Origin of the sequence: Clostridium estertheticum (assembly GCF_026650985.1) — a bacterium.
Taxonomy (GTDB): Bacteria; Bacillota; Clostridia; order Clostridiales; family Clostridiaceae; genus Clostridium_AD; species Clostridium_AD estertheticum_C.
The window spans coordinates 1,614,056-1,631,090 of the sequence record NZ_CP086239.1 but is presented as its reverse complement, the minus strand read 5'-3'; the positions used below and the strand labels follow the sequence as shown (position 1 = coordinate 1,631,090).

Below are 17,035 nucleotides of genomic sequence, written 5' to 3'. Positions count from 1 at the left end.
TAATTTAAAAATAGGGGGGTGTCACTTTGGTTAAAGGTAAAATAAATAGAGAGAAGTATGGATTGTTATTTATCGCTCCATTTTTTATAACATTTCTTATTTTTCAATTGTATCCTATGATTTATTCATTATATGTTAGTTTTATTAAATGGGACGGCATGTCAAAAAACATTAAATTTGTAGGTCTTGCAAATTACTCAAGATTATTTGCAGATCCTGTTTTTTTAAAGTCCATAGCTAATACCTGGATTATGTGGTTATGTGGGGGTATTCCTCAATTGGTTTTAGCGTTAATATTAGCCGTAGTATTTAATGAAGCAAGATTAAAAGGTAAAGATATTTTTAGAGCAGTATATTTCTTTCCCAATCTAGTTACTGCAACATCAATTGGTATATTATTTGCGTTTTTATTTGATTGGCAAGCAGGATCAGTAAATAAAATATTGATGAATATTCATCTAATAAAAGAACCAATAAACTTTCTTATGAGCGAAAATTACTCTAGAGGCATAGTGTCACTTACTTCATTTTGGATGTGGTTTGGATATAGCATGATAATATTTATGGCTGGAATCAAGAATATTCCTGAAGAACTTTATGAAGCTGCAACTGTTGATGGTGCATCTAAAACACAAAGGTTTTGGTCAATAACAATTCCTTTATTAAGGCCAACGATATTATTTTCTGTTATAACATCATTAATTGGAGGAATGCAATCTTTTGATATACCATATGCGTTATCACAAGGGGCTGGAGATCCTAATAATGCAACTACGACAATGGTAATGTATCTTTATAGAACTGCATTTGTAAATAATAACTATGGATATGGTGCTGCTGTAGGGTATGCATTATTTGTAATAATACTTGTATTTGCAATATTATCATTCAAATTTATAAATAGAAATGCTGATGATTACGAATAAAGGGGGTAGAGATGGAACATAATAATGTGTTAAAAAATGATAGTAAAGAAATAGGCGAAATCATTAGTAAAACGGTTTTGTATATAGCGCTTATAGCGCTTGCCATATTATGTTTTTTACCATTTTTTATAATGATAATTAATGCTACTCATACTAATGGTGAAATCGCTACAACCTTGTCTTTAAGACCAGGCACTGCATTAATTGCAAATTATCATAGATTACTAGAAAGTCAACCTATATGGAATGGTCTACTAAATAGTATAGTTATAGCAATTGCAGTTACAGCAGTAAGTGGTTATTTTAGTGCATTAACTGCATATGGTTTCTCGAAATTTAGATTTAAAGGAAATAAAATTTTATTTTGGGTACTACTGGGTACAATGATGATACCTACACAATTAGGTATGATAGGATTATTTCAATTAGTAAAAAAACTTGGCTTACTCGATTCATATTGGCCTTTAATAATACCAGCTATAGCAACTCCAGCATCGGTATTCTTTATTAAAGGATATACAGATGGTGCAATAAGCAGGTCACTTATAGAAGCTGCTAGAATAGATGGGTGCACGGAGCTTAAAATATTTAATAGGATAGTATTACCTTTAATATTCCCAAGTGTTGCTACAATGTCTATATTCACATTTATTCAAACTTGGAATAATTTCTTAATACCTCTTATATTGTTATTTGATCCTAATAAATTTACACTTCCAATAATGGTAATGCTCGCTAGAGGAACATATAAGACAGAATATGGTGCAGTTTTCACAGGGGTTGCGATTTCTATTGTACCTATAATGATAGCATTTATTTTTTTATCAAAGAAGATAGTAAGAGGACTAACGGTAGGTGGAGTAAAAGGATAATGATTTTATTGAAAATGGAAACTAAAAAGTGAACTACTGAAATATATTTATATATATTTCAGTAGTTTTTTTTGCGTAAAGGTTTTAGAAAAATCAAAAATAACACAAAAATAACATAATCATTTGATAGTTGATACATAATTATTTGTTATTATAAATGCATAGTAATTAATTAAGTTTATCTATTAATTAGAAGTGAACTTTAACCGAATTTTAATCTTAATTTAACATTCATGATATATTATGGATATTGCAAGGCTAATTAAGTTTGAAATTAAGATATTATAAGGAGGCTAATAGAATGCTTATTATTGACAATGTCTTAATTATAATAATAGCGTTAATATTTATTATTTTAATCCTAATATTTATAACTGGGAATAATAAAAAATCTTATATTGTTAGAAAATTTTATTCGCTTGGCACTTCTAACCAGTTAAAAGTATATGGAAAGAAAGCAACAAAAGCTATTGAAGAATCTATTATAAAGGTTTGTGAGATAGATAACAAGATGTCGGTATTTAAAGAAGAAAGTGAAATTTCAAAAATAAGTATAAATGCTGGAAATAAGCCACAAATAGTTAGTAATGATACTTATTATGTTATTCAAAAGGCGATAAAGTATTGTACGTTATCGGAAGGAGCTTTTGATATAACAATAAAACCTATAGTTGCATTATGGGGAATTGGAAAAGAAGGGCAACAGATCCCGAGTAGTAATGAAGTTAAGGAGAAGCTTAAAATTGTAAACTACAAGGACATAGTAATAGATAAAAACGATAGATCTATTTTTCTAAAAAATAAGAAACAAGAAATTGATGTTGGAGGTATTGCGAAAGGATATGCTGCAGATGAAGTCAAAAATGTAATGATTAAAAATGGCATTAAGAGTGCACTTATAAATCTTGGAGGAAACATATTAACTCTTGGTACAAAAATCGATGGAACCCCATGGAGTGTTGGTATTCAAGATCCATTTAAAACTCGTGGCGAATTCGCTTTAGCAATTAGTGTTATTAATAAATCAGTAGTTACTTCAGGAAATTATGAAAGATATTTCGAAGTAGAAGGTAAAAGATTTCACCATATAATAAATCCAAGTACGGGGTATCCATCAGAAAGTGATATTGTAGGTGCTACGATAATCTCTGATAACTCTATTGATGGTGATGGGCTATCTACAGGTGTGTATATTATGGGTGTGCAAAAGGCTATCAAGTTAATAGAAGAGATAGAGGGCGTAGATGCCATATTAATAACTAAAAGTAAAGAGATCTATGTTACATCAGGCATGAAAGGGAAATTTACAATAACGAGTCATGAGTTTGTATATAAAAATAGGATTTAAAAGGGGATATAAAATGGTAAAAAAGATAAAGAAAACACAAATATTTAGACATATAATACAACTGATTATGTTTGTTTTGTCACCTGGTTTATTTATATTAGCTTTTTCAGAACTAAAAAGTATTTATACTATGATTATTAAAGGCAATCTCAATTTTATAACAGCTTTTCCTACTTTAATTGAGTTCACAACAGTTATAATTGTAACTATTTTCCTTGGCAGATTCTTTTGTGGCTGGGTTTGTGCATTTGGAGCTTATAATGATTTCATTTATTTATTATCAAAAAAAGTATTTAAGGTTAATTTTAAGGTAAACGAAGAAGTAGATAAAGTTTTAAAATACGTGAAATATGTTGTTCTATTATTACTTGTAATTATTGTTTGGACCATGGGAAGTAAAGTTCTTGATACAACTAGTCCTTGGGATGCTTTTGCGCAAATAACAAATTTTCCTCAGGTATTATTTGATTACACTATTGGAGTGGCACTTTTACTTTTAATAACACTAGGTGCTCTCTTTGTAGAAAGATTTTTCTGTAGATATTTATGTCCTTTAGGAGCTGTTTTTAATATATTATCAAGAATAGGAATACTTAAAATTAAAAAGCCTACTGATAAATGTGGAAAGTGTAGATTGTGCACAAATAATTGTTCAATGGGATTATCACTTTACAAAGCTCAGAGTGTATGTGGTGGAGATTGCATTAACTGTTTTAAATGTATTGAAGCGTGTCCAAGAAGTAATACTAAGATAAATGTTCTTGGCGAAAATGTAAACCCAGAACTTGCAAGCGGTGTAGCCATAGCTGCTATGGTAGGACTTTATGCTGTTAATAATTTAGGTGCTCAAGCATTAGCAAATAGTGGATTAGCTACAGCAAGTACTACTAGTACAAGTACAAGTAGTACTTCTCAAAAATATAAAGATGGAACATATACAGGAACAGGTACTGGTTTCCATGGCGCTACAACTGAGATGTCAGTAACAATAAAAGATAATAAAATAACTAAAGTTGAAACAGTATCAAATGGTGATACACCTGATTTTTATGCAAGAGCAGAAAGTACAATAACTTCTGAAATAATATCGAATCAATCAACATCAGTTGATACTGTTTCTGGCGCTACTTATAGTAGTGAAGGTATTATTAGCGCAACGCAGGAAGCATTAAAGAAAGCGGAAGTAGGTTCGTCTGCAACTACACCAACTACTACTGATACAAGTACAACAACAGATAGCAGTACTGATGTTGCTGATACAAATACAACAACAGATAGTACAGCGACTACTGCAAATACCTATAAAGATGGTACATATACAGGATCGGGTAGTGGATTTCATGGTGGTACAACGCAGATGTCAGTTACAATAAAAGACAATAAAATAACTAAAGTCGAAACAGTATCAAATGGAGACACTCCTGATTTTTATGTAAGAGCAGAAAGCACGATAATTTCTCAAATAGTATCGACCCAATCAACAACAGTAGACACAGTTTCTGGTGCTACTTATAGTAGTGAAGGTATTATTAGTGCAACACAGGAGGCTCTAAGTAAGGCTAAAGCATAGGATAACAACATGGCAAAATCAAAATTAGCATATCGTAAATAATAAATAAAATAGAATAGTTAAAGGCTCTAGCAAAATTGCTAGAGCCTTTAACTATTAGCATATAGAAAAGAATTGGTCACATTTTATTAACTTACTTGGGAAATAACAATATAAAATTTGACAAAAGAAATGTAATATGTAAAAATAAAGTATAGAATTGCCAATAATGAAGAAGTCATACAAATATTCAATAGATAAATCAAAGGAGCGAGAATATGGAAGTTGTACAACAAACTAATCGAACCATGTTATTTGAAGAGATAAATCCACAGAAATTAGACATAATTTCTGTAATAGGTGACACCAAAGGTTTAAATAGTTTAAATGACGATAAGATAAAAGAAATAAATGAATGTTTTTTAGTGAAAAGTTTTGATGAGTTTTTAGATAAATTTTCACCTGTAGTATATTCATTTTACAATGCGAGTAATCAGAAAGTTATGTATACTCTAAAAAAACCTGAAAACCTTTCTAAAGAGTATATTACTGAGATTCCAATAAATCAGTCAAATGATTTTTTGAAGATGCTTTTTACTTTAATTGATGCTAAAAGCGCTCAAGGAATTGCTAATGTTGATTTCAAATTTGAAAACTTATTAGATATGATATCTCCTAAAAAAGTAATGGATGATATAAAGCAATCAAGAAAAGAAATACAGTATATTTATAGTAAATATGAGGCGCTAGAAGAGGGCGACCCTAGTAAATTAGATTTAGCGGACAAGCTTAATTATATGTTTGAAGAAGCAAGTTGTAATTATAACAATATCATGGCTATGTTACCACTGGCTATTGAAGATATAAAGACTAGACTGCTCCTTGGTGAAGAAGATAATAAAACTGATAACTCTAAGTTTATAATAGGGGCTTTAAGCATGGGCGAAAATGGAGAATTAAAGGTTTTAGAAGCACCTAAAAACGAAGAAACGGCACTTGTTACTTTAGATGACAATGCTAATATAGGACTTATAAAGGCCTTTGAGGAAGATTATGATGTTGTAAATGATACAAAGACAGGTTATGTAAAGGATCTAGTTATAAGAACATTTTGTCCACTAGTATCAACTATGGAAAGTAGGGTGAACTTAGAATTAGAGGTAACAAACTATAACACATATTTGGAGTTCTATAAAAATGCTAAGGATGATTTTGTAAAAACAGTTAAGCCATTAGTTGAAAAGCTAGTAGGTGTGAAGATGTTTTTTAATCAATATAAGACAAAAAATAAAGGTATGCAACCAACTTTATTAGTTAGTAATACAACTGTAAATAGATTGGTAAATTCTAAGAATATATCAAGACTTATTACATACTTAAATACAGTAAATGATAAAAATGATTTCACTAATACTATTTGGTTTGGAATTGCTCCATCCATAGAACTAGAAAGCCATAGTAAGAGCAAAGTTAAAAGGCAAAGATTCAAAGGGAATGAGCAAGTCGAAAAATCAGACACAACTTCAATGGAAGATTTAGCATTACTTTTATCTACTATTAGAAATTATAGGATACAAACATTCTTTAGCTTTCAAACTGGTGAGGATACTACATTTAACCACGTAGCTACTGAGGGTATAGATAGATTTATAGATAAATGTGCACCTTTGATGCGCAATGATTTTAGCGAGTTCGCAGTACCTTGCGTACCTAATTTTACAATTATACCTAAGGATAAGTCTGGAGTTATTATTGATAAAAAGATGCTTATTACAGATGGTGGAACGGCTCAATTATCAAAGGAAAAGGAAGACATTTTAAAACTTTGGATAGAAGGGGTATATATAGGGAGTTCTTATATTGCTGCTGGAATTGTAGCATCATACCAATGCCCAGAATTTTTACGCGAATCGTACAAAAATGTTTCTTATGAATATCCAGGCATTAGGTTTGATATAGAAGCAGCAGACAATTCCTTAAGAGTTACAACAACTCTAGCTAAAGAGATATCAGGTTTCACAAATGAAATAAAAAATTCCATAAATAGAAAGAACTTTGGATTTATTTTTTCTTCTGAAAATGCTCAAGTAAATGGGAAAGATGTAAAACACATTACCGTATATAAAGCAAGAAGTTTACTAGCAAATGGAAATGATTTTGAATCAATTTACAAGACAACAGTAACAACTTATATTGAAAGAATGTTAAGGTTTCATACTAATGATTTTAAAGAAGATAATATTGTTAAATTCTTTAGTAATAATCCAAATAGCATAAAAAGCAAATGGGTTACAAACAAGGGATATATAAATTCTATTATTCAAGAAGGCGATGACATTAGCTTTTTAATAGATGAAAAAAGTGGCACTTGCAATATTAATATAGTATTCAACGGCAATGTTAAAAACCTAGAGGTTGAGATAACAAGAAATGCAATAATTGGATAAGATATTGTTGCATTAAATATTTAATTGAGAATTTTATGTGGTAGTTTGAAATGGCAGTATTACTGCTGTTTCTGAATTATAAATATTATGAAAAGTAGGGGGAAAAAAAATGGGATTTAAATTAAAAGTTGAAGGTGCTGAAACAATTGACTTAGGCATCGAAAACATACTAACAGTCGAATTCAATACAGATACTCCAGATGATTCTAATGCACGTTCTACGGATCTTGGAACATCACTAACAATCAAAGGGAAAATATTAACGCCAGTTGATGGAGAGGTAGCCGACAGTACTATTAAGTTAGCACAATGGTCACTTGTTCCATCCGAAAAAGCAGATTGTTATAGAAAAGTAACAGTGGATGTTATTTCTGCATCACAAGTGGTAAGACAAATTAATTTGCCAAATGCTTTTGTTGTAAGTTATGCAGAAAACTATGGTGATGAGGAAGGTGTAGGAACATTTATACTACAATTAAAACAGAAGAAAGATAAGACAGCTATGGTAAAATTCCAAGGTGGATTTGGAGAATAATTAAAACAAATTAAAAGGAGTGTGTAAATTATGGGTTTCAAAGTAGTAATTGAAGGCGCAGAAAAGATAGAACTCGGAGTTGAAAGTGTAAAAAAAATAGTTTTAAAAACGGATACTCCAAAAGATTCAAATGCACGTTCAAAAGATGTAGGAAGCACTATGATAATTAGTGGAAAAATATTAACTGCATTAGACGGAGAGGGATTTGATAGTACAAGACAAATGGGAGTTTGGTCATTAGTACCAGCAGAAAAAGCAGATTGTTATAGAAAAATTACTGTTGAAGTACTCTCAGCAGATCAAATTATAAGAAAAATATTTTTCCCAAATGCCTTTGTAGTAGATTACAAAGAACATTACGGAGATACAGAAGGTGTAGGAACATTTGAACTTGTTATAAAGCAGAAAAAAGACAAGCTAGATAAGATAACATTAGCTGGTGGATTTAGCGCTTAAAATATAAAGAACTATTAGCTTATACATGCTGTAATGTCTAGTTTAACAGGGACATTGCACATGTATAAGTTAAATTTTAATAAAGACTTCTCTATGAAATTTTAATAAGGTGAGGAAATACATGAAGAATTTTTATGAAATATTACAGGTGTCACCTAAGGCAAGTAAGGATGAAATCAGAAAAGTATATAGAAGTTTGGTTAAGAAGTACCATCCAGATACAAACATTAATGATAAGACATTGGGTGCAAAGTTCCAAGAAATTAATGAAGCTTATAGTATTTTAAGTGATGAAAGGTTAAAAAAGCAGTATGATGAAAAATTGTATAACATTAAACAGAATACTGGTAAACAAAATAATAATACTAGCAGTAAAAGTCGCAAAAAAGATAATATAAATGTAGACAATAACATGGGAAATATGCATAATAAATTCGAAGATTTTTTTGGATTTAGTGCGAGTTCTGATAATGTAAGAAAAGACTCTCTTCATGAGAAAGAAAAAAATCCTATTGATACAAGTCAATTATTCGACAACTTTTTCAAAAATAAATAGAAGTAACGGAGTGAATTACTTTGAATAATTTAAACTTAAATAATAAAAAAGAGAATAAAATGTTGTTAGCAAGTATGGGGATAATAAATTTATCTATAGGTGTAATTCTTTCGCTAGTTTGTGTTTTACTTTTTATAACAATAAAGTCAATGCTGATAAAAAGTATTCTTGCTACTGTAGGAGTATTAATTGCACTTATAGGTTTTATAAGGTTATTCCAAAAACATTATAAAAAAGATTTAACAAATGTGTATTCAATTAATGAAATAGCTTTAGTAAATGAAGAAAATGAAATTATTAAAAAATGGGAAACTTCACAAAAAACAGGAATAATTATAGGTAGAAATACTAATCAAAAGAGAGTAGATATTGATTTGAGTCAATCGATATATTCAAATTTCATTGAAGAAGAACATGCAGTAATAAATTTCGCAGGAGGAGCATGGTATTTAGAAGATATATGTTCTGATAGTGGCGTAAGCATACAAAAGATAGAAGATGGCAAATTATATAGATTGGTAAATAATAGTCCCTGTAAGATAAGAAAAGGCGATATATTATTTATTGGGAAAACAAAGCTTTTACTCAGATGAAATGGGGGATATAAATGGGCCTTACAAGATGTAAAAATGGACATATGTTTAGTGAAAGACGATATGGGACAGTATGCCCATATTGTAATATAGAAACCGCATCAAAAGCAAATAATGAGTCTCAATTGGCAGAAAAATTTGATGTTGAAACTGATCTTTTATATCAGGAAATTGAACCACTTTGTGGGTGGCTTGTATGTATTGAAGGAGCTAGAGTTGGGAAAGATTACAAGATAAAAACTGGAAAGAACTTTATTGGAAGAGCTGATGATATGGACATACAGATATTGGGTGATAACAATGTATGTAGAAGGAATCATGCAATAGTTGTATATGATCCAAAGAAAAAAAACTATGTGTTATTACCAGGAGAATCTTCCGGTATAGCATATCTCAACGGAGAAGCTATTTATATACCAGTTCAATTATCAGGGTATGATGTTATCGAACTTGGTAAAAGTAAATTTATTTTTGTTCCCTTCTGTGGAGATAACTTTGAGTGGGAAGATAATGGTTAGAGGTAGCTTATCATGATAGAATTTGCTGAAAATAATTATAATATGGTTATTCTTATTTTGTTAATTATACTATTAGTTCTAGTGGGCCTAAAAAATATACTTATAAAAATAATAGATAAATCTTATATAAAAATAGAAAGCGCAGCTACAATTGGGAATGAAGAAATTTATGAGGATCATATGGAAACTATATGTTCACCACAGGGAACTCTAGCTGTTTTAGCAGATGGGCTAGGCAAAAATGAAGCAGGTAGGATATCAAGTATAACTACCATAAACACATTCAGAAGACTATTTTTGGAACAGTGGAATGGAGAAAAAACAGAATATTTTTTTAACAGAGCATTTAATGAAGCAAATAGTGAAATTTTAAGAAGAGTAGATAACAATCAAGGTGGAGCTAGTGTAGTAAGTGCAATAATAGTAAACAATTTACTTCATTATGGACTTGTAGGAAACGCAATGGTAGCAGTCTATAGAAAAGGTGAGTTATTTAAATTAAGTGAGGGACATACTGTTAATGTATTTGCAAAAAATGAATTTTATAAAGGTAAACTTACAAAAGAGAAAGCATTGTTAGGATTAAGAGAAAAAGGGCTATTAAATTATCTTGGACAAGATGATTTTAAGGATATTGAAATGTTGGAAAAACCAGTAGTACTTAAAAAAAAGGATATTATAATTCTTATGAATAAAGGAGTATATAATTCATTAACTTGGATTCAAATAGAAGAAATCTTAAAAAATAATAAAAAATTAAAAAACATGGCAAATGGGATAATACAGGTTGTTAAGAGTAAAGAAAAAATCAATAAGGAAAACGGCAGTATTATACTAATGAAATACATATAATTAATTAGTTTAGGGCGTGAAAATATGAGAAAATTAAATTCAGACTTTAAAACAAATTTTATATCAGAAGCAGGTACACTATTACAAAATAAAGATTATTTTGCTTTTGTAGAATTAGACAATTATGCATGTTACGTTATAGCAGACGGTATAGATGATGATTTAGAGTTAGAAAGTGCGAAAATAGCAGTTGAAAGTATTATAAGAAATTTTACTGAAAAACCTACAATTAAAAGAAGATATATAACCAGTTTTTTTAAGCAGGCAAATGATGAATTGGTTAGTCAAAGCAATAATGTGAGACTGAAAGCTTCTGTTACAGTTGTTATTACAGATTATACGAAGGTTGTTTATGCAGTTGCCGGTAATTCAAGATTTTATTTGTATAGAGATGGAGTTATAAGATATAAAAGCGAAGACCAATCTTTAACTCAAATGCTCACAGCGAAAGAAGATATACCTCTAGATAAAATAGCAAAGCATAATGAAAGAAATAATTTATATTGTTATTTAGGGCAGGAAAAATTATATTCACCATACATATCTAAAAAAATTAAATTAATTAATGGTGATATTATATCGCTATCAACAAGAGGTATTTGGGAAAACATTGACGAGCAAGAATTGGTGGATGCGGCTTCAGAGTCAAAAGATCCAAAAGAATTAGCTGATAATGTTGAAGATATGCTGTTGTCAAGGCAACTTGAACATATTGAAAACTATACAATATCATTAACATTTGTTGATAAAGTATTTATAAATCCTAAAGACAAGAAAAGGCTAAAAAAAATTCTTATAGTGGCGATCCCAATTATTATAATTTTAATAGTAATAGGTGTAATGTTAGGAATAAGTAGAAATAAAAAAATAGATAACATAAGCGAAATGAACGCGCACAAGAGTAGTGGGATACAATACACCACTTATGGGAATATAAAAAAAGCAAATGTAGAATACAAAGCTGCTTTTGATATAGCAAATAAATATAAACTTAAGCCGGAGAAAGATACTTTGGATAAATATTGTAAGCTTACAGAGACAATTATTGATGCTGATGATAAGTTAAAGTCAAGCAAATATGATGAGGCATTAGATAAATATATGATTGCTTTAGGACAATCGCATGATATAGATAACAGTGGAACAAAATACATTTTGGAGAAGATAGAAATAGCAAGAAATTCAATTAAAGTAACAGATTTTCTAACTTTAGGTGATAAAAATATGGATCTTGGAAATATTAAAGATGCAGAAAGTTATTATAAACAGGCGAAGGATTTAGCTATAGATTTCTACATGAAAGATGAGAAGAAAGAAGCAATGGATAAGTTAGATAAACTCTATGCTAAAAAAGCTGTAGTACAAGATAAAGCGGCAGTAGCACAGGCAGCAACGCAAAAGAAAGATGCGGATCAAAAGAAAGATGATGCAACTACTGAAACTAAGGCTATAGAAAATATTAAAAATGGTGATTTAAGCTACAGTACTGGCGATTATGTAAGTGCCAAAATGTACTATATTATGGCAAAAGAAATGTATGATCAAATTAAGTCAGTAAGTTATTCTAAAGAATTAGCACAGAAAATATATCTTATGGATCAAAAGATAACTGAGCTTGCAACGCAGAGAGCTAAAGCAGATAAATATGTAAAAGATGGTGATCAAAAGTATATAAGTGGGGATTTAAGTACTGCAAAGGTACTATACCTCTTAGCTAAGAACATATATGACAAAGAAGGGATAGAAGCTGAGGCTAAGAGTGTACAAGCAAAAATAACTATAATAGACACAGCCAAAACTTCAAAGTAAGGTGAAAAAATGAATGATAAGATATACCAAAAACTAAATAGTATTGATAACTTAAACGATAGGTTATTGTTAAAGAAGGTTTTAAATGGCGTGTTCATTTCACTAGAGGAATATTCAAAGTCAAGATATGATGACTTAGAAAAGAGAGTATTTAGTGAAATAGAGTGCTCTCAGGGAAGCTATGATGTCTATAGTAATATACAAAAAAGGCAAGAAATAGATCCGACAAATCAATTTCTATGCCCCATTTTACCTGAAGATATGGAAGAAAAAGTATATGATGCAAAGATCATTTTAAAGTATCTAACCAAAAACAAAGAAGTGTTGATGTTTAAGGTGTTTCTAGAATGTGATTACTTAATATATAGAGATATTATTAGGGAAGAAAAAATATTTAAAGGAACTATAGAAACAGAAGAAAGAAGTTATGAAGCAAATTTCACTTTGAAAAAAAACACAGAATATTTAGCGAAAGTGACTCAGTTGTATAAAAATTTTATTGATAATAATATACCTTGGTCAACATTGAATATCCCATATATTTCAAAAATGACGGATGTAGTTTTATTAAGTTGCGAAGAGGAAATTAAGGAACCTATAAATAAGATATATGTAGATTTTGGGGAATATACTAAATTTGTTATATACGATATGATTCCACTTTGGAATGTGAAAAAGCTTTTATTGAAAAGTACGGGGTTTCCAATGCCATGTGAAGACACTGTTAATTATGAACATGTTATCTCCTTAGAAAAATATGGAGCGCAGCATGGATACTTGGTTCAAAATAGTATGTGTCAAATGAGGTATGGACTTCGTAATAGAGACTCTCTAATAATATCTTCAGCAGATGCAGAATCTAAGATTTGGAATGTATGTCAGGTAATTTCCCCAGGTAGTGCAAGGATGGAAAAATATAATTATGATACAATGTCAAATGCTAGAAATTCAAGCTTTATAAATAAATTTTCTGCTAAAAATTGCAGTAATATAAAAACAAAAGCCGAGTTAATTAGAATTATTAATTCTTTTGAAGTATCCAACCATTTAGAATTTAATTATTTAAAATTAGTAAATAAATCAATAAAAATGGATGCTGAAACCTATGATATGAATTATTTTATAATTGATGAAATACGCGAAGATAGCATTAAAAAAGTATTAAAACTATATTTTAAGGCAAAAGACAAAAATTACTATTTAACGCGAGATATTCTAAGTTTCTTAGTATCGGAAGTTCAACTACTATATCCAGAATACAAATGTATGGGAATATTAATATGAATTATATTTGGGATATACTCTTAAAAGCTGATAAACAAAATATATTAAGGGGAAATATAAAGTTTGTACCGGCAAAAGTATATAGTCCCTATATGGAAATTGCCTTTGCAGACCTTAATGCGAATTCACTTCCTAGTGATAATACTATTGAAATAAATGCATATTATAGATTTCAACACATTTTTGATGAGTTGCTTAATGTTAATTTTGATGAAAGCAAAGAGTTAATAGAAACATTTTTTGATATAGTAATACACTTTTTGGCTGAAATAGATCTCACGCAAGGATTATGTAAAAACGAGTATTACAAAAAGTTTATCATGAAAGATATACGTAATGGTTCTTTTGGTTATGAATTATCTGAGAATATAAATGAATTTAATAAAAAAGAAATAGATTATTTATTGAGTGGGCTAATTACTTTATATGTTACTGGAGAATCATTACATTTATTTAATAAGATAATACGAAAAACATTTACAAATAATATAGTATACATAAGTAATGATCATAATAAAAAGCTACTAATTTATTTAGCAAAATCAAAAACACAAAAATTAAAAAGAAAAATAGATGTAATAATAAATCTATTTCTACCTATAAACATGGATGTTACTATATATTGGGATAAGCATTTTGGTATTATTGGCATTGATAAAACTATGAAATTAGATGGAATAGTAATAAATTAATCTAAAGTTAAGGATGATGATATGAGTACACTTTCATATAAGTTGCATAAAGACAATTCAAAGGGTCAATTTCAAAACAATAAATATAAAGAAAAAGAGCTTAGACTTATGACTACATTTCAATTAAGAGAGATATGTTATAAAGAAAAGCTGGTAAAAAGCATTATTAATCCTTTAGATAAGGACGAGCTAATAAGGCTTATTATGAGGTATAGAGGTATAGAAGAGAGCCTTTTTATTAGAAAATATGATAAAGATGGTACGCAAAGAGTACAAGACTTTTTAAAAAGAGCACAAAAGCTTATATTAGATGAAAAAAACGTACAATGTCCAGCTAAAATCACTATTTATGACTCTCTAAATACTGAGGTTTTTGATGATTACAGAGTGAATTGCAACAGCAAATTGGATGAGTCAAATATGATTTTAGTAGATAACAAGTTCGAGGTATGTACTATTTTTAATCTTGTAGCAGTTAGTGAAGAAAACGAAAAAAAGTACTATATTGTGAAAGATGGAGAGATTCCTGGTATGGAGTCAAAAAACAAGCATTACAGTCTTTTATATTTCGAAAAACCTGAGTCCGAACTACTCTATAATATTTATTATGGAATTGAAGAGCTTAACCCAAAACATGTTAAGTTTTATTCTATGTCTATATTACAATTTGAAATTCAGAAAATGAAGGACACAGATATACCACTTGCTATAGATTTTGGTACATCTAGCACAACAGCGGGTACCTATATAGATAATGAAGCAAGTTTCGTTAAAGTCATAGATGTTGCTAAGGAAAATTTGCAAGTTACCTTTTTAATTCCAAGTATAGTAGGAATTAAAGCTATAGAGGATCATAACATTGAATATATCTTTGGATATGATGCTGTAAAAACATCTAAGATAAGTTATATAGATGATGGACTTAGCATATTTTATGATATTAAAAGATGGGTAAACGACTTTGAAAAAATGGAGAAAGTCATAGATACCCATGGTAAATGGGCATTTGTTAAGAGAAAAGATATTATAAAAGCGTACTTAGAATATGTCATAAATTTAGCAAAACAACAATATAAATATAATTTTAAAAATATTCATATATCATCACCTGCAAAGCAAAAGTACAAGTTTTACATGTTATTTAAAGATATATTACAAGATTACGTAGTGGAAAATGAAGACACCTTAGAAGAAGGCGCAGCTGTACTATTTAATACAATATCAGAGCTAATTGAAAGCAAAAAGTACGTTGATGGTGAAAAATATAAGGCTCTTATTATAGATTGTGGAGGGGGAACTACAGATTTAACATCTTGTAACTTCACAATATATAACAATCGAGTATCCTATCAGATAGATATAGAAACTGCTTATGAAAATGGTGATACAGATTTTGGTGGAAATAATTTAACCTTTAGAATAATGCAATTTATAAAAATACTAATGGCAAAAGAACTTATGAAAGATAGTGGAGACATTAAAAATGTTATTTTAGAAGAATTTGATGTAGATGTTTTTAGATTTGTTGATGAGAATGGAGTATTAAAAATATATGAAAAACTCAGCCAAGAGTATGAAAAGGTAGAGTCAATAATACCCACAAGATTTAAAGAATATGAAGATAAAAGCCGTGAGGATTATTATAAGGTAAAAAGCAATTATTATTTTCTTTTTGATCTTGCTGAGCGAGTTAAAAAAGAATTTTTTAATAATCCAAGCCTACTAAAAGTACTTCTAACATCTCAGAAAAACCATAATATAGAAGGAACGGTTATAGAATTTGATAAATGGAAACTATCATATATGAACAGCGGTCTATTAGAGACTGTAAAGGAACCACCACAAATAGAACTAAACATATATGAGGTTACGGTACTCTTAAAAGCAGATATATATAATATTATAAAAAAGTTTTTGGGAAAATTATATGATGAGGATAGATTATTTGATTATTCGATAATAAAATTAACGGGACAATCCTGCAAGGTTGAAATCTTTAAAGAAGCATTAAAAGAATTTATTCCTGGGAAAATAATTCAATTTAAGAGAAATAAAAAAGATGGAAAAGAAAATTATGATTTAAAACTCTCATGTCTCAGAGGATCGCTTAAATATCTGCAGGCAAAAAAATATGGATATGCAAATATTATGCTTTCCAGTAAAATGCCTACACTGCCTTATGTCATAAGTGCATTCACTCACACTGGAGAAGAAAAAATATTAATTCACAGTGTAGATAGAAATAGGGCAAAGGGTACTATATCACGGTTTATGGAAAGAATAATCCTTAAACTATACCTTAAAGACACAAATGATTGTACAAGGTATGAATATAGTTATGAGGTGAACCCTGAAGACTTTGAGAGCATTGTTCCTGAGGAAGTAGTTAAAATGTACCCTGATGTAATTACGCAGCAAGATACAGACAACATCGTAAATGATGAAGTGAAATTCTTCGTATGGGCAAGAGAAGAAGAGTGGGGCTTTTCTGTACTGTCAGTGTTAAGAAAAGATGAAGGGCTACTTATGGGAAAAGAAGCGTTTTTCTCCTTTGAAAATGATGAATGGGAGACGAATTTCTTCGATGGTCTAAAATAG

15 protein-coding genes are annotated in these 17,035 nt (G+C 29.6%); all 15 read left to right on the top strand.

The genetic code is table 11. The annotated features are described in order from the left end of the window. The first annotated feature begins 26 nt into the window (after window positions 1–26). The 15 genes from LL038_RS08100 (at window position 27) to LL038_RS08030 (ending at window position 17,035) form a co-directional block, all read left to right on the top strand. Window positions 27–926 carry a carbohydrate ABC transporter permease gene (locus LL038_RS08100; RefSeq protein ID WP_216126490.1) on the top strand — a complete coding sequence of 300 codons (900 nt, stop codon included), beginning with the start codon at window positions 27–29 and terminating at the stop codon, window positions 924–926. 11 nt (window positions 927–937) lie between these two features. After that, window positions 938–1,798: a carbohydrate ABC transporter permease gene (locus LL038_RS08095; RefSeq protein WP_216126492.1), complete on the top strand. Its 861-nt coding sequence runs from the start codon at window positions 938–940 to the stop codon at window positions 1,796–1,798. Between the two features lie 301 nt (window positions 1,799–2,099). Beyond that, on the top strand, window positions 2,100–3,146 hold the full coding sequence (locus tag LL038_RS08090; protein ID WP_216126494.1) for an FAD:protein FMN transferase: 1,047 nt from the start codon (window positions 2,100–2,102) through the stop codon (window positions 3,144–3,146). A 13-nt stretch (window positions 3,147–3,159) separates the two neighbouring features. Beyond that, window positions 3,160–4,716, top strand: a complete 1,557-nt coding sequence (locus tag LL038_RS08085) for an FMN-binding protein (RefSeq protein ID WP_216126496.1) — start codon at window positions 3,160–3,162, stop codon at window positions 4,714–4,716. A gap of 257 nt (window positions 4,717–4,973) precedes the next feature. After that, window positions 4,974–7,142, top strand: a complete 2,169-nt coding sequence (locus LL038_RS08080; RefSeq protein WP_216126498.1) for a transcriptional regulator — start codon at window positions 4,974–4,976, stop codon at window positions 7,140–7,142. A 109-nt stretch (window positions 7,143–7,251) separates the two neighbouring features. Then, window positions 7,252–7,677 (top strand): membrane-associated protease 1, encoded by a 426-nt coding sequence (locus tag LL038_RS08075; protein WP_216126501.1) that lies wholly within the window; start codon window positions 7,252–7,254, stop codon window positions 7,675–7,677. A gap of 30 nt (window positions 7,678–7,707) precedes the next feature. Then, window positions 7,708–8,133, top strand: a complete 426-nt coding sequence (locus LL038_RS08070; RefSeq protein ID WP_216126503.1) for a membrane-associated protease 1 — start codon at window positions 7,708–7,710, stop codon at window positions 8,131–8,133. A 121-nt stretch (window positions 8,134–8,254) separates the two neighbouring features. Continuing rightward, entirely contained in the window at window positions 8,255–8,689 is a 435-nt protein-coding gene (locus LL038_RS08065) for a J domain-containing protein (protein WP_216126505.1), read from the top strand. 20 nt (window positions 8,690–8,709) lie between these two features. Further along, complete coding sequence (locus tag LL038_RS08060) at window positions 8,710–9,282, top strand: FHA domain-containing protein (protein ID WP_216126507.1); 573 nt, start codon at window positions 8,710–8,712, stop codon at window positions 9,280–9,282. Window positions 9,283–9,296: 14 nt separating this feature from the next. Further along, entirely contained in the window at window positions 9,297–9,800 is a 504-nt protein-coding gene (locus tag LL038_RS08055; RefSeq protein ID WP_216126509.1) for an FHA domain-containing protein, read from the top strand. Window positions 9,801–9,812: 12 nt separating this feature from the next. After that, window positions 9,813–10,652: a PP2C family protein-serine/threonine phosphatase gene (locus LL038_RS08050; protein ID WP_216126511.1), complete on the top strand. Its 840-nt coding sequence runs from the start codon at window positions 9,813–9,815 to the stop codon at window positions 10,650–10,652. 24 nt (window positions 10,653–10,676) lie between these two features. Beyond that, window positions 10,677–12,461, top strand: a complete 1,785-nt coding sequence (locus LL038_RS08045) for a PP2C family protein-serine/threonine phosphatase (protein WP_216126513.1) — start codon at window positions 10,677–10,679, stop codon at window positions 12,459–12,461. Window positions 12,462–12,470: 9 nt separating this feature from the next. Next, the gene (locus LL038_RS08040; protein ID WP_216126517.1) at window positions 12,471–13,745 is read left to right on the top strand and encodes a normocyte-binding protein; all 1,275 of its coding nucleotides are present in this window, start codon (window positions 12,471–12,473) and stop codon (window positions 13,743–13,745) included. Beyond that, entirely contained in the window at window positions 13,742–14,437 is a 696-nt protein-coding gene (locus LL038_RS08035) for a hypothetical protein (RefSeq protein WP_216126520.1), read from the top strand. Before LL038_RS08040 ends, LL038_RS08035 begins: the two co-directional genes overlap by 4 nt. A gap of 21 nt (window positions 14,438–14,458) precedes the next feature. Then, window positions 14,459–17,035 (top strand): molecular chaperone, encoded by a 2,577-nt coding sequence (locus LL038_RS08030; RefSeq protein ID WP_216126522.1) that lies wholly within the window; start codon window positions 14,459–14,461, stop codon window positions 17,033–17,035.

What these genes read in the sequence shown, in the direction of transcription:
- LL038_RS08045 (WP_216126513.1), top strand. Translation starts at nt 10,677, where the DNA reads ATGAGAAAATTAAATTCAGACTTTAAAACAAATTTTATATCAGAAGCA.
- LL038_RS08065 (WP_216126505.1), top strand. Translation starts at nt 8,255, where the DNA reads ATGAAGAATTTTTATGAAATATTACAGGTGTCACCTAAGGCAAGTAAG.
- LL038_RS08070 (WP_216126503.1), top strand. Translation starts at nt 7,708, where the DNA reads ATGGGTTTCAAAGTAGTAATTGAAGGCGCAGAAAAGATAGAACTCGGA.
- LL038_RS08035 (WP_216126520.1), top strand. Translation starts at nt 13,742, where the DNA reads ATGAATTATATTTGGGATATACTCTTAAAAGCTGATAAACAAAATATA.
- LL038_RS08030 (WP_216126522.1), top strand. Translation starts at nt 14,459, where the DNA reads ATGAGTACACTTTCATATAAGTTGCATAAAGACAATTCAAAGGGTCAA.
- LL038_RS08040 (WP_216126517.1), top strand. Translation starts at nt 12,471, where the DNA reads ATGAATGATAAGATATACCAAAAACTAAATAGTATTGATAACTTAAAC.
- LL038_RS08080 (WP_216126498.1), top strand. Translation starts at nt 4,974, where the DNA reads ATGGAAGTTGTACAACAAACTAATCGAACCATGTTATTTGAAGAGATA.
- LL038_RS08075 (WP_216126501.1), top strand. Translation starts at nt 7,252, where the DNA reads ATGGGATTTAAATTAAAAGTTGAAGGTGCTGAAACAATTGACTTAGGC.
- LL038_RS08085 (WP_216126496.1), top strand. Translation starts at nt 3,160, where the DNA reads ATGGTAAAAAAGATAAAGAAAACACAAATATTTAGACATATAATACAA.
- LL038_RS08095 (WP_216126492.1), top strand. Translation starts at nt 938, where the DNA reads ATGGAACATAATAATGTGTTAAAAAATGATAGTAAAGAAATAGGCGAA.
- LL038_RS08055 (WP_216126509.1), top strand. Translation starts at nt 9,297, where the DNA reads ATGGGCCTTACAAGATGTAAAAATGGACATATGTTTAGTGAAAGACGA.
- LL038_RS08050 (WP_216126511.1), top strand. Translation starts at nt 9,813, where the DNA reads ATGATAGAATTTGCTGAAAATAATTATAATATGGTTATTCTTATTTTG.
- LL038_RS08090 (WP_216126494.1), top strand. Translation starts at nt 2,100, where the DNA reads ATGCTTATTATTGACAATGTCTTAATTATAATAATAGCGTTAATATTT.